Annotated in this window: 12 protein-coding genes and 1 tRNA gene; 6 read left to right on the plus strand and 7 right to left on the minus strand. The window is 66.5% G+C overall.

Features of this window, described 5'->3' with window-relative positions; all coding sequences use genetic code 11:
• Positions 1 to 40: 40 nt before the first annotated feature.
• Positions 41 to 1,057, plus strand: coding sequence for an aldo/keto reductase (locus AC5Y4C_RS07450; protein WP_499907000.1), 1,017 nt, complete (start codon positions 41 to 43; stop codon positions 1,055 to 1,057).
• A gap of 3 nt (positions 1,058 to 1,060) precedes the next feature.
• Here AC5Y4C_RS07450 and AC5Y4C_RS07455 read toward each other — a convergent pair whose 3' ends face one another.
• On the minus strand, positions 1,061 to 3,280 hold the full coding sequence (locus AC5Y4C_RS07455) for an MDR family MFS transporter (protein ID WP_499906998.1): 2,220 nt from the start codon (positions 3,278 to 3,280) through the stop codon (positions 1,061 to 1,063).
• Positions 3,281 to 3,502: 222 nt separating this feature from the next.
• Between AC5Y4C_RS07455 and AC5Y4C_RS07460 the strand changes: the two genes are divergently transcribed.
• Positions 3,503 to 3,578: transfer RNA gene (locus tag AC5Y4C_RS07460), tRNA-Thr, on the plus strand.
• Between the two features lie 4 nt (positions 3,579 to 3,582).
• Here the strand turns inward: AC5Y4C_RS07460 and AC5Y4C_RS07465 are convergent.
• Positions 3,583 to 4,272, minus strand: a complete 690-nt coding sequence (locus AC5Y4C_RS07465; protein ID WP_499906996.1) for a hypothetical protein — start codon at positions 4,270 to 4,272, stop codon at positions 3,583 to 3,585.
• Between the two features lie 115 nt (positions 4,273 to 4,387).
• On the opposite strand from AC5Y4C_RS07465, the gene AC5Y4C_RS07470 reads away from it, so the two are divergent.
• A complete protein-coding gene (locus AC5Y4C_RS07470) occupies positions 4,388 to 5,107 on the plus strand; it encodes a response regulator transcription factor (protein WP_499906994.1) in 720 nt (239 codons plus the stop codon).
• Between the two features lie 18 nt (positions 5,108 to 5,125).
• Positions 5,126 to 6,580 (plus strand): sensor histidine kinase, encoded by a 1,455-nt coding sequence (locus AC5Y4C_RS07475; RefSeq protein WP_499906992.1) that lies wholly within the window; start codon positions 5,126 to 5,128, stop codon positions 6,578 to 6,580.
• On the opposite strand, the gene AC5Y4C_RS07480 is transcribed toward AC5Y4C_RS07475, so the two are convergent.
• Genes AC5Y4C_RS07480 through AC5Y4C_RS07490 form a run of 3 tightly spaced genes read right to left on the minus strand, consistent with a single transcriptional unit; the run spans position 6,568 to position 9,228 of the window.
• A complete protein-coding gene (locus AC5Y4C_RS07480) occupies positions 6,568 to 6,972 on the minus strand; it encodes an HIT family protein (RefSeq protein ID WP_499906990.1) in 405 nt (134 codons plus the stop codon). The genes AC5Y4C_RS07475 and AC5Y4C_RS07480 overlap by 13 nt on opposite strands.
• 28 nt (positions 6,973 to 7,000) lie before the next feature.
• On the minus strand, positions 7,001 to 7,444 hold the full coding sequence (locus AC5Y4C_RS07485; protein ID WP_499906988.1) for a nuclear transport factor 2 family protein: 444 nt from the start codon (positions 7,442 to 7,444) through the stop codon (positions 7,001 to 7,003).
• A complete protein-coding gene (locus AC5Y4C_RS07490; RefSeq protein ID WP_499906986.1) occupies positions 7,441 to 9,228 on the minus strand; it encodes an N-acyl-D-amino-acid deacylase family protein in 1,788 nt (595 codons plus the stop codon). The genes AC5Y4C_RS07485 and AC5Y4C_RS07490 overlap by 4 nt, the downstream gene beginning before the upstream one ends.
• Before the next feature lie 100 nt (positions 9,229 to 9,328).
• Here AC5Y4C_RS07490 and AC5Y4C_RS07495 point away from each other — a divergent pair, with 100 nt between their 5' ends.
• Together AC5Y4C_RS07495 and fadD1 are read left to right on the plus strand one after the other, a co-directional pair.
• Positions 9,329 to 9,943 (plus strand): TetR/AcrR family transcriptional regulator, encoded by a 615-nt coding sequence (locus AC5Y4C_RS07495; protein ID WP_499906984.1) that lies wholly within the window; start codon positions 9,329 to 9,331, stop codon positions 9,941 to 9,943.
• Positions 9,936 to 11,513 (plus strand): fatty-acid--CoA ligase FadD1, encoded by a 1,578-nt coding sequence (fadD1, locus tag AC5Y4C_RS07500; RefSeq protein WP_499906982.1) that lies wholly within the window; start codon positions 9,936 to 9,938, stop codon positions 11,511 to 11,513. The genes AC5Y4C_RS07495 and fadD1 overlap by 8 nt, the downstream gene beginning before the upstream one ends.
• Here fadD1 and AC5Y4C_RS07505 read toward each other — a convergent pair.
• Positions 11,510 to 12,274 carry an enoyl-CoA hydratase/isomerase family protein gene (locus AC5Y4C_RS07505; protein WP_499907472.1) on the minus strand — a complete coding sequence of 255 codons (765 nt, stop codon included), beginning with the start codon at positions 12,272 to 12,274 and terminating at the stop codon, positions 11,510 to 11,512. The genes fadD1 and AC5Y4C_RS07505 overlap by 4 nt on opposite strands.
• Positions 12,271 to 13,155 carry an SDR family NAD(P)-dependent oxidoreductase gene (locus AC5Y4C_RS07510; protein WP_499906980.1) on the minus strand — a complete coding sequence of 295 codons (885 nt, stop codon included), beginning with the start codon at positions 13,153 to 13,155 and terminating at the stop codon, positions 12,271 to 12,273. Before AC5Y4C_RS07510 ends, AC5Y4C_RS07505 begins: the two co-directional genes overlap by 4 nt.
• Between the last annotated feature and the right edge of the window lie 245 nt (positions 13,156 to 13,400).

Below are 13,400 nucleotides of genomic sequence, written 5' to 3' on the forward strand. Positions count from 1 at the left end.
GCGATGCCGAAATGGGCCATGTGAATACGAGGAGCAGATGATGACCACTCCGGTTCCGACTGTCAAACTCGGCGACGGACTGACGGTGAGCGCGATCGGCTTCGGTGCGATGGCGTTGACCCCGGTCTACGGCTCGGTCGACGACACCGAATCGCTTGCGACACTTCATCATTGCCTCGACATCGGCGTCACCTTCATCGACACTGCGAACGTATACGGTGGGGGTGACAACGAACGGCTCATCGCCAAGGTCTTACAGGACCGCCGCGACGAGGTAACCCTCGCAACGAAATTCGGCATCCAGGGTAACCCGGCGGACCGGGCGGCGGGCCGCCCGTCGGTTCGCGGAGATGCCGCTTACGTCCGGCAATGCATCGACGAGAGTTTGCGCCGGCTGGGCACCGACGTGGTCGATCTCTACTACATGCATCGCCGCGACCCGAAGGTGCCGATCGAGGAGACGGTGGGCGCGATGGCCGAGCTGGTAGCCGCCGGTAAGGTGCGGCACCTGAGGTTGTCAGAGGTGACGGCCGACGAGCTTCGAGCTGCCGTCGCCGTACACCCGATCGCCGCCGTGCAGAGCGAGTGGTCGATCTGGAGCCGCGACGTGGAGCGCCGGGTCGTGCCGACCGCCGCCGAACTTGGCGTCGGTTTTGTGCCGTACTCACCGCTGGGCCGGGGTTTCCTCACTGGCACCATCCGTTCGGCCGACGATTTGGCGTCGGGCAGTGACTTTCGCCGCAACATGCCGCGATTCCGCGACGGCGCCCTCGATGCCAACTTCGCGGTGGTCGACGTGATCAAGTCGGTCGCCGAGGAATTGGCAGCCACCCCCGCACAGGTGGCGTTGGCGTGGCTGATTCAGCGTGGCGAGACGTTCGGCGTGACAACGGTGCCCATTCCGGGAACCCGACGGTCCGCGAGGGTGGACGAAAACGTGGGTGCGTTGGCGGTGGCGCTTGGTGCGGAGCAGTTGGCCGCGCTGGATGGCGTGGCGTCGAAGGTGGCCGGGGACCGCTTCGAAGACCTCACCTGGGTTTCGGCCGGCCGCGAGTAGCGGTCAGCGCCATCGGCCTCGGTGTCCCGGTTGCGGCCGGGCGGGCGGTGGCGGGCCGCCAATGTCTTTGCGCGGCGGGCGAATTCGTACCGGCCGGGTTGGCTCGTTGCCGGGCACTCGAGGCGCCTGGCTCTGCATCGGGCGGGTGGGTGCGTTGGGAGAAGGCGGTGAGATCCGCATGCGGAACGGGCGTGTGCTGTCGTCGGACCAGTCGCGCTGAACGAGGACGTTTTGGGAGATCCGCTGCAAAGCGGTGTGCACGCGCTGGCGATCGGGTCGTCCCTCGAACTCCGACGAGCGGGCGAGCTGGTCGGTCAGCCAGCCGACGAGGCTCTCGCGGACATACTCGATCTGGTGAGCGCCCGTTGGCGTCAACCAGAAGCGGTCACCGGTGCGCTGTGCGTAACCTCCGGCGACGAGCTGATGGAACGGCGGCTCCACCACCTCGCGAGGTATCCGGTAGTGCTCGGCGATGTCGCCGAGACGTGCTTCACCGGCGGCTTGGGCGAAGCGGTAGATCTGGAGCAGCGCCCACAGTTGAGCCACATCGAGTTGGCTTCCGGGGCGGCTGGCCAGCGTACGCAGCTGGACGCCGGAGGCTTGGCGCAGGAGCCGACCGACCGCATTCTCGAGTACTTGCTGCGAGGTTTCGTTGGTGGGCATCGCGAAGCCCTCGCCTATGTCGGCGCTGTGCCCGGCGGCGGTGTTGCGCAGCGGGACCTGCTTGAGGAAGAGCGCCAACACAAATCCGACGACGGCAACCGGTGCAGCGCAGAGGAATACGAGATCGAGCGCGTCGGCGTAGGCGCCGATGATCGGGGCGGCCGTCCGGTGGGGCAGCTGATGTAGTGCTTCGGGTGATTGGGCCGCGACCGGGGGCGCGCCGCTGACGCTGAGCGCGCCGCCGATCCGATCGGACAGGAAGTTGGCGAACAGCGAGCCGAAGATCGCCGCGCCGAACGAGCTGCCGATGGTCCGGAAGAACGTCACCCCGGAGGTGGCCACGCCGAGGTCGGCGAAGTCGACAGTGTTCTGCACGATCAGGATCAGCACCTGCATGCACATGCCGATGCCGGCACCCAGCACCAGCAGGCTCAATGACTGCTCGAGCGCCGAGGTGTCGGCATCCATTCGGGACAGCAGCAGAAAACCCACGGCCATCACCGCGGTGCCGGCCACGGGAAATACCTTGTAGCGGCCGGTGCGCCCGACGATGACACCACTGGTCATCGAGGTGACTAAGAGGCCGGCGACCATCGGAAGCGTCCGCAGTCCCGACACAGTCGCCGACACCCCGTCGACGAATTGCATGTAGGTCGGCAAGAACGTCAAGGCGCCCAACATCGCGAAGCCGACCACGAACGAGAGCACGCAGCACACCGTGAATACCGGATCAGCGAACAGCCGAATAGGCAGAATCGGTTCGGCCGCTCGCAATTCGACGAACACGAAAACCGCGAGCGCCAGGGCAGAGCCGACGAACAGGCCGATGATCATGGGCGAGGACCACGCGTAGGTGCTGCCACCCCAACTGGTGGCCAGGGTCAAACCGGTCGCGGCCAGCCCGACGAACACGATGCCCGCGTAGTCGATCACCGGTCGCGCCGTTCGGCCCAGCGCCGGGATCGCGGCGACGGCGACGGCGATCACCACTGCGCCCACCGGAACGTTGATCCAAAACGCCCATCGCCAACTCAGGTGGTCGGTGAAGAACCCACCCAGCAGCGGCCCGATGACGGTGGTGACACCGAACACGGCGCCCAGTGCGCCTTGATAGCGGCCGCGTTCACGCAACGGAATTACCTCGCCGATCACGGCGGTGGCGGTCACCATGATCGCGCCGCCGCCGACGCCCTGCAGTGCGCGTGAAACCACCAGCATGGCCATCGACCCCGCGACGCCGCAGAGCACCGACCCCACGAGAAAGAAGAGCACGCCGGTGATGAAGACGGTCTTGCGGCCGAAGAGATCTCCGAGCTTGCCGACGATGGCGGTGACGATCGTCGACGCGAGCAGATAGCTCGTCACCACCCATGACTGGTGGCCGGCGCCGCCCAAGTCGGCCACCACGGTGGGCAGTGCGGTGGCCACGATGGTCTGGTCGAGGGCGGCCAGCAGCATGCCGAGCAAGATCGCGACGAAGATGACGTTGCGCCGCTGAGCAGTCACCTGACCGCCGCGCGGCTGCGGCGCAGGGCGCTCACGCGTGGTCTCAGCGGTCATGGCGGGTTTCTCCTGGTGCTGCGCGGCATGCTCGGCGGCGGCATCGCCGGCGGCGCCGATCCTGCAGCCAAGGTACCCGCCGCATGCATCGCAAAGATTGCCCGGTGCCGTGACCGGTGACCTCGGACACCGACACTTCGCCTTCGGCCCCAGCAATGGCCGCGCAGCACCAGTCGATCATCTGCGTCGTAGAATCGCGCAAGACTCAGCGAGTCGACCCCTGCCGCGTTAGCTCAGTTGGTAGAGCGTCGCCCTTGTAAGGCGAATGGCGAGAGTTCGAGTCTCTCACGCGGCTCCAGTTGTCAGCGCTCGTCGTCGTTTTCGATGATGCGTTCCGACGGCACGATCGGTCGTGCAGGACGCCGGGGCCGTGCCCGCAGGGCGAACCGGTCGGCGATGTTGGTGAGCGGACTCGTCATCGTGCTCAACGATTCGACCGCATCCCTGAGCATGTCCACCGTCGGCGACAACGCCTCCAAGTTCGGCGCCAACCGGTTCATCGTCTCAGCGACAAAGGCGATCTGTTCCAGCGGACCGTTGCGGGCCGTCAGCATGTCCACCAGACCGCCCTTTGCCATCAATCTCTCGAGCAGGCCATCCTCGGACAGCAACCGCTCGACCAGTCCCTCTTCGGCAAGCAACTGATCGACCAACCCGCCGGGCGCCACCGCACGTTCCAGGACGCCGCCTTCCGCCATGAGCCGGTCGATCGGACCACCGGGCCGCATCAGCTGCTCGACGGGGCCACCCGGCGCCAACGCGCGGCCCAGCGGTGCGTTGTCGTCGAGCATGCGGGCGAGGCGGTTGGCTTTGTCGATCGTCGAGTCGATGTTGCGCAGGCCGATCGAGCCCTGCGTCTCACCCGCGTCACCCAGCGCCTTGCGCGCCAGACCCACTCCGAGGCTCGCGGCGGACAAGCTCGCATCAGCGGCGGCCAAGCCGATTTTCGCCGGGGCGATGAAGACCGTCGCCATCCGTTTGCTCAGGTCCATGTTCGTAGTCTAGGCACTTCACACGCGGTTTCCGCGCACGCGCGATCTCGAACTCACAGCAAGCTCCCAGGTATGCTGCAGCTTTCCCTCAACCGGGGGGTGGACATTGTCCGGCATGAGTGCGGCACCGCTAGCAGACCCGCAACCCGAAGCCAAAGTGTTGGTGGTCGACGACGAGACCAACATCGTCGAGTTGCTCTCCGTCAGCCTGAAGTTCCAGGGTTTCGAGGTCCATACCGCATCGAACGGTCCGGCCGCTCTCGATCGTGCCCGCGAGGTGCGGCCCGACGCGGTGATCCTCGACGTGATGATGCCCGGCATGGACGGGTTCGGTGTGCTGCGCCGACTGCGCGCTGACGGCATCGACGCCCCGGCGCTGTTCCTGACGGCTCGAGATACGTTGCAGGACAAGATAACTGGTCTGACCCTCGGCGGCGACGACTACGTCACCAAACCGTTCAGCCTCGAAGAAGTGGTTGCACGGCTGCGGGTGATCCTGCGCCGCGCCGGTAAGGGAAGCGAACAACCTCGCAGCGCGCGGCTGACGTTCGCCGACATCGAACTCGACGAAGAGACCCATGAAGTGTGGAAGGCCGGCGAACCGGTGTCGCTGTCGCCCACCGAGTTCACCCTCTTGCGGTATTTCATGATCAACGCTGGCACCGTGCTGAGCAAGCCGAAGATCCTCGACCACGTCTGGCGCTACGACTTCGGCGGTGACGTCAACGTCGTCGAGTCCTATGTGTCCTATCTGCGCCGCAAGATCGACACCGGCGAGAAGCGCCTGCTGCACACCCTGCGCGGCGTCGGATACGTGCTTCGTGAACCGCGCTAGGAGCGGACAATAAGGGCCATGCCCTTCCAGCGCCCCCAAGGTGTGCCCCTTCGGGTGAGCCTCGTGGCCGCGATGCTGGTACTCGTCGGTTTTGGTTTGCTGGCGTCGGGCATCGCCGTGACCTCGATCCTGCGCCACAGCCTGATCAACCGCGTCGACCAAACCTTGATGGACGCCTCCCGCGGCTGGGCGCAGGCGCCCCGCCGGTTACCCCAGCCGCCCATCGAGGGTCCCAACCCGGCACGGCCGCCGTCGAACTTCTACGTGCGCGGCATCGGTCCCGATGGCCGGACCTGGATGGCCATCAACGACCGCGACGCTGAACCGGCCCTGCCCGACGACAACGACGTGGGCGACCAGCCCGTCACCGTCGGCTCGATCGACGATTCCAACACTCAGTGGCGGGCCGTCACCGTGCACGGCGGCCGCGGTGAACTGATCACCGTGGCCATGGACCTGTCCGACGTCCAGTCGACGGTCCGCGCGCTGACCTGGTCGCAGGTCGGCATCGGGCTCGCAGTGCTGCTGGTGCTCGGCATTGCGGGCTACATCGTGGTGCACCGCAGCCTACGGCCGCTGGCCGAAGTGGAACAGACGGCGGCCGCGATCGCCGCCGGACAGCTCGACCGCCGCATCCCGCAGCGCGACCCGCATACCGAGGTCGGCCGACTTTCCTTGGCGCTCAACGGAATGCTCGCGCAGATCCAGCGCGCGGTGGCCGCTTCCGACCTGTCGGCCGCCCAGGCGCGCACCTCCGAGGAACGGATGCGGCGCTTCATCACTGACGCCAGCCACGAACTGCGAACCCCGTTGACGACGATCCGCGGGTTCGCCGAACTGTACCGGCAAGGCGCTGCCCGTGACGTCGAGATGCTGATGTCGCGCATCGAAAGCGAGTCGCGCAGAATGGGTTTGCTTGTCGAGGACCTGCTTCTGCTGGCGCGCCTCGACGCCCAACGTCCACTCGAACAGCACCGCGTCGACCTTCTCGCGCTTGCCACCGACGCCGTGCACGACGCTCAGTCGATCGCACCGAACCGCCGCATCACCATGGAAGTGTTCGACGGCCCCGGCACACCGGAGGTGATCGGTGACGAGGCCCGTCTGCGCCAGGTGCTGAGCAACTTGGTGTCGAATGCACTGCAGCACACGCCCGACACCGCAGCCATCACAGTGCGCGTCGGGACCGCCGGCGACGACGCGGTGCTCGAGGTCATCGACGAGGGTCCCGGCATGAGCGAGGACGACGCGCAGCGGGTGTTCGAGCGCTTCTACCGCGCGGATTCGTCGCGCGCCCGCGCCAGCGGCGGCACAGGTCTGGGTTTGTCGATCGTCGACTCGCTGGTGTACGCGCACGGCGGCACCGTCAGCGTCGTCACCGCGCCCGGCCAGGGCTGCCGGTTTCAGGTGCATCTGCCCCGGATCGCCGACGTGGCCGCGCCGGATATGCAGGAGCCAGCTCAGGTCAGTTGAGCCAGCGCCTCTTTGATTTTCGCCTGCGCCTCGTCCAGTGATTCCTCCGATGGATTGCGGTCGACGTTCGCGAAGCCGAAATCGGTGAGGTTGTAGGCGGGGAACACATGGACGTGGAGGTGAGGAACCTCCAGCCCGGCGATGATCAGCCCGGCGCGCTCCGCGCCGAACGCCTTGCACACCGCCTTTCCGATCAACTGCGCCACGCCCATCACCTTGTTGAACGCCTGCGGGTCGACGTCTTGCCATTGGTCGATCTCCGCGCGCGGAACCACCAGCGTGTGGCCTTGCGTCATCGGCTGGATCGTCAGGAATGCGACGACCTCGTCGTCCTCGTACACGAAACGTCCCGGCAGTTCGCCGTTGATGATTTTGGTGAACACAGTCGCCATGGGCACGAGCATGCACCGGTGGCCGACGTCAGATCAAGCCGGTCGCGTCGAACAGCCACGAGGTGTCGGCGCCTGCCAGCTGCTCCAGCCAGTCCGGCGGCGCCTGCGCGGTCAGCGTGCCCATGTCCCAATAGTCTTTCCACAGCGCGATTTTCCCGTCGACCACGCGGTGCACGGTGACGAACGGCAGCACTGCTGTCTCACCGCTCGGCCATGTCCATGTCTCCGAGTGCTCGTACATCGCGTCGGTGCCGTTGGTGAGCAGCAGCCCGTCGTGGTTGACGTAGTGGGCCAGCGGCTCCAGACCGATCTTCAGCCGCTTGACAATGTCGACGGGTCCCCGAGCGGCAGCGGTCGGACCGACCGGCATATCGACGTAGATGCAGTCGTCGGCGAGGAGCCGTTGCACCGCATCCCAGTCGCGGCGCGAAAGCGCTTGCCAGAGAGCGAGAATGGCGTCCGCTACGTTCATACTGCGGCCGCCGTCGGCTCGCCGCTGTAGGCCGGCGCGCTGGACGTGGCGCCCGCGCGCAGAAAGCGGCCGGTGCGCTGCTTGCCGACGATCTCGGTGGGCTGCCCGTCGCGGACGACAACGCGTCCGGCCACCAGCACCGCACTCACCGTCGCGTCGTTGCGATTCACCATCCGTGACAGCCCGGCATACTGCTGCACCTTCTCCTCTGCATACGCGTCGAGCGATGCGTCGAGATGGTCGGGATCGACTACCACCACGTCGGCGCGATCGCCAATGCGTAGATGCCCCGCGTCGAGCTGGTACCAGTCGGCGAGTTCGCCGGTGAGCCGATGCACCGCCTGCTCGACCGACATGAACGGTGTCCCAGCGGTTTCGGCGTCGCGCACATGCCTCAGCAGCCGCAGCCCGAAGTTGTAGAACGCCATGTTGCGCAGGTGCGCTCCGGCGTCGGAGAAGCCCATCTGGATAGCCGGGTCTCGCGCCAGCTTTCTCAGCACGGCGGGCCGGTGATTGGAAATCGTCGTGCGCCAACGCAAGGCGGTACCGTACTCGAGGACCAGGTCGAGGAACGCGTCGACTGGGTGCAGCCCTCGCTCCTTGCCCACGTCGCCGAACGACTTGCCGACCAACGAATAATCCGGGCAATTGACGATCTGCGCGTCGAAGAAGTCGCGGTGCCACACCCGCGGCCCGTACTTGCTGTCGTAGTCCTTGCGGAACTGCCTGCGATAATTCTCGTCGCGCAGCAGCTGATTGCGGGCAACCTCCTCTTTGAGGTGCAAAGCCGCTGCGCCCGAACCGAACTCCTCGAAGATCACCAAGTCGATGCCGTCGGCGTACACCTCGAACGGCACCGGAAGGTGCTGCCAACGGAAGTCGGCACCGAGCGCGTTGACCGCCCGCGCCAGCGGGCCCGTCGCGTGGACGACGAACGGGTTGGCCTTGATGTCGGCCGCCGACAACAGGCTGGTCTTCAACGGCTTGCGGATGATGCCCAGCGACTGGGCGATCTGCGAGCCGACGTCGAGCGGGTTCTGGATATCCGGGCCGGACTGCAGGATTCGGCCGCGCCGCCGCAGCAGCGACTTCAGCCGGCGCAATTCGCGGGGTCTGGCGTACGTCGACGGCAGCGTGCGTGACCGGCAGGTGTCGCCGTCGAGCCTGTCGAAAAGCAGCTGCTGGCTTGACATTCCGACGAAGCCCGCGTCCAGCGCGTCGGTGAGCATCCGTTCCATGCATGCCTGCTCGGCGTCGGTGGGCCGCACGTCCTTGCGAGTGGCCCGGTCCAGGCCCATGGTTGCCGCCCGCATGTCGGAATGGCCGATGAACGCGGCCACATTCGGCCCGAGTGGACGCGCTTGTAGCGCGTCGACGTATTCGCGGGAGTTGGCCCAGGTCTTGTTCTTCTCGACAGCTCTGATGACGTGCTCCCGGGGGATCGCCTCGACGCGCCCGAACAGGTCACCGGCGTCCACCGCGTCCACGTGGACGGTCGACAGCGAACAGGACCCGAGCAGCACCGTCGTCACGCCGTGACGCAGCGACTCCGACAGCGACGGCCCTTCGAGCACCTCGATGTCGTAATGGGTGTGAACGTCGACCATGCCCGGAAGCACCCACTTGCCCGAGGCGTCGATCACCTGCGGGGAGCCGGTCTCGTCGAGCGGGTGCGGGCTGATCGCGGCGACTCGTCCATCGCGGATGCCGATGCTGCGGATTGCCGACGGACCGCCTGAGCCGTCGAACCAGCGGCCGTTACGGATGATCGTGTCGAAGCCCATCCCGACATACAAGCGGCTCGATCGACATGCGTCAAGAACCTTTGACGCGCGTCAAAATGCCCGCTAGCGTGACGTCAGTCCGGCGTGGAAAGGGGAACGCGTGCGCACGCCCACCGACCGGCGCCAGCCGCCACGCAGCGATCAGCGGCGCGTCGCGATTCTGGAGTCGCTGCATCACCATCTGCAGGAGTCGAGCTTCGAGTCGATCAACATCGCCGACATCTCTCGCCGCGCGGGCGTCACCCGGTCCGCCTTCTACTTCTACTTCGAAAACAAGGCGGCCGCGGTCGCCGCGCTCATGGAGCAGATGTACGACGACGCGTTCGTCGCCACCGATCTGCTGACCCAGGCGGATACGACGCCGGAGCGCCGGATCCGGGCGATGACGGACGCGCTGTTCGACACCTGGCAACGCCATCAGTACCTGTTCCAAGCAATGCTCGAAGCCCGCGCCAGCAGCGCCGCGGTCCGGGAGATGTGGGACAGCGACCGGCAGTCGTTCGTACCGGCCGTCGCGTCGATGATCGAGACGGAACGCCGGGCCGGTCGCGCCCCCGGCGGACCGGATGCAACAGTGCTTGCCAGCATGCTTTTGGAGTTCAACGACCGGCTGCTCGAGCGGCTGACCGTCGGCGGCCCGCTCTCACATGAACAGCTCAAGGACGGCGCCGTGGCGATCTGGTTGCGCACGATCTACGGGGCAGGCCATGACTGACACTGTGCAGCAACTGCTTCGGGCCCGCATGGACGATGGCGCAGTTGCGGTGAAGCACGAGGACCGGCAGTGGACGTGGCGCGAGCATCTGGGTGAGGCGGCCCGGGCGGCGGCAGCGCTGCTCGCCCTCGCCGACCCCGATCGCCCCATGCATGTCGGTACGCTGCTGGGCAACAGTCCCGACATGCTCACCCAGATGGCGGCCGCCGGGTTGGGCGGATATGTGTTGTGCGGCATCAATACCACGCGCCGGGGTGCGGCTCTGGTTGCTGACATGAGGCGCGCCGACTGCCAGATACTGGTCACCGATGCCGCGCACCGGCCATTGCTCGACGGTCTCGACCTGACCGGGATCCGTCTGCTGGACACGTCGACCGAAGAGTGGCGACGGCTGGTGAAGGACGCCGGCGAACTGCGCCCGCATCGCGAAGTCGGCGCGATGGACACCTACATGATGATCTTCACCTCCGGCACCAGCGGTGACCCCAAGGCGGTACAGGTGTCGCACTTCATGGTGCTGATGTCGGGACAGGCTCTGGCGGAACGTTTTTCGATCACCCGGAACGATACGTGCTATGTGTCGATGCCGCTGTTTCACTCCAACGCCGTGGTCGCAGGCTGGGCTGTGGCGCTGGTGAGCGGCGCGGCGATCGCACCGGCGAAGTTCTCGGCATCGAACTTCCTGCACGACATCCGCCGTTACGGCGCCACCTACATGAACTACGTCGGCAAACCACTGGCCTATGTGCTCGCCACCCCGGAACACTCCGACGACGCAGACAACCCGCTGCGCGTCGCGTTCGGCAACGAGGCCAGCGACCGCGACATCGAGGAGTTCGGGCGGCGCTTCGGCGTCCAAGTATGGGACGGCTTCGGGTCCACCGAGAACGCGGTGATCGTGACCCGCGAGCCGGACACCCCGAAAGGCTCTATCGGAAAAGGCTTTCCAGGTGTCGCGATCTACGACAGCGAGACGCTGCAGGAGTGCCCGGTCGCGCGCTTCGACAAGGACGGCGCACTGGTCAACGCCGACGAAGCCATCGGTGAACTGGTGAACACCCAAGGCACCGGGTTCTTCACGGGCTACTACAACGACGACGCCGCCAATGCCGAACGCACGCGACACGGGATGTACTGGTCGGGCGACTTGGCCTACCGGGACGCTGACGGCTGGATCTACCTCGCCGGCCGGACCGCGGACTGGATGCGGGTGGACGGTGAAAACCTCGCAGCGGCACCCATCGAGCGAATCCTGTTGCGGCTACGGCAGTGTAACCGCGTCGCAGTGTATGCGGTCCCCGACGAGAACGTCGGGGACCAGGTGATGGCCGCCATCGTGCTGCAGGACGGCGCCACATTGACACCGTCGGCGTTCGAGGAGTTCCTCTCTGCGCAGTCCGATCTGTCGCCGAAGGCGTGGCCCCGGTACGTGCGAATCGCCTCGGATCTGCCCAGCACCGCCACGCACAAGGTCCTCAAGCGAGCGCTGATCGCGCAGGGTGCGACCGCCGGCGACGGCGAACTGTGGGTGCGCGACCCACGCGGCACAACCTATCGCCGACGCGACTAGCTCTTGTCCTGGCCGCGCGACGCGAACTCCTGCAGCGCGGCGGCATTGGCTGCGGCCCCCACCAGCTCCACGAAACAGGCCTTCTCTCGTTCGATGGCGGCGTCGATCTGCGGGCGCAGCGGTGCGGCCATGGTGGTCTTGACCGCCATCAGACTCGGAATCGGTTTGGCCGCAAGCACGTCCGCGTGCCGATACGTCTCTGCGAGTAGCTCGTCCGGCTCGCAGACCTTCCACACCAGTCCCATTTCGTATGCTTGCTGAGCGTTGATCCACTCGGACGACAGCAGGATCCAGGCGGCATTCTGCCGACCCACCTGGCGCGGCAACAGGTATGACGACGCAGCCTCGGGTGCGACGCCCAGACTGGTGAACGGGCACTTCAGTCGCGCATTGCTGGACATGAACGCCAGATCGGCGAAGCCGAGGATCGTCGCGCCGATGCCGACGCCGACACCGTTGACCGCGCAGATCAACGGCTTGGGAAACCCGGCGAGCTCGTCGAGCATCGTGAAAAACCCGTGCTGGCCGCCGTCGCCGCGCGGATTGGTGATGTTCTGCTGCATCTCGACGAGGTCGGCGCCCGCGCTGAACGCCCGCCCGGCGCCGGTGATCACGACCACGGCGACGTCTGGTTCGTCGGCGGCATCTGAAAGCGCCTGAGCCGTTTGGATGTACAGCGCCTCGTTGAATGCGTTGAGCGCCTCGGGGCGGTTCAGCGTCAGCGTGCGCACACGGTTGTCGTCGGAGATGAGCAGCATCAGTGCGACCTCTCTGGGTTGACCATGGTGTGAAGTTCGGCGAGTGACCACGGCGGCGAGTCGGCGTGGTCGCGGTAGCCGAGGACGGTGGGTGTGGGCCGGTCGAATTTGCCGACGAAACCGCCTGAGGCGACGAAGATCTGGCCGGTGACGCCAGCGGCCATGTCACTGGCCAGATAGGCGTAGATGGGCGCCGCGTACTCCGGCGGGGGTGCGTCCAAGGCGATTTCGGCCGCCGTGTCGTCGAGCAGACCGCGCCGCTGCAGCCGGACGATCTGGTCTTCGTAGTCGCGGCCGCTGGACAGCCGCGTCTTGGCGCCCGGGCAGACGACGTTGGCGCGCACGCCGTGTTCTTTCAGCTCGGCGGCAATCGCGAGGGTCAGCCCGTTGACGGCGCCTTTGCCGGCCGGATAGCCGGTGCCGCCATAGTCGCCGAGGAACGCGAACGAGCTTGTGTTCACGATCGCGCCGCTGCGTTGGGCGGCCATCTTCGGCGCGGCCGCGCGACACGTGTGGAAGACCGTCCACAGATGTGCGTCGAGAAGCTCGGCGAACTCCGCGGTGGTGACGTTCAGGATCGACGACCCGGGCGGTTCCGGGATGCCGGCGCAGTTGACGAGGACGTCGATCCGGCCGAACTCGCGCTCGCAGGCGGCGACCAACTCGTTTGCCGTCGCTTCGTCCGAAGGCGAGCCGGCGTGGGCGACGGCGCGGCTGCCGCTTTGAACGATCGATGCGGCGGTACTTTCGGCCGCGTCGGGGTCGCGGCCATTGACGACGACGCTCGCGCCGCACCGGCCGAGGAGTGCGCAGACGGCCTTGCCTATCCCACGGCTACCGCCCACCACCACTGCGGCGCGGCCCGCTAGCAGGCGTTCGTCCATGTCTGCCGCTCCCGTCGCGCGTTGCGCCCATGTGGGTGTCGAACTATAGTCCGGACACATGTCCAGCTACCGTCCGAGTTTCGCATGAGCGCGCCGGCCTCGCGCACAGGGCCCGCGCTGGGCGGTGCGGACGCGGCGGCCGGCGACCGTCTGCTCTGATGGTGTCGGCTTGCGACCTGCTGAGATGCCACTGCGCCACCCGCGCCCGGATCGCCGCACGTCATATGGCAGATTCGAGTCTCGAA

The sequence above is a fragment of the Mycobacterium sp. NGS35 genome (genome assembly GCF_059812855.1).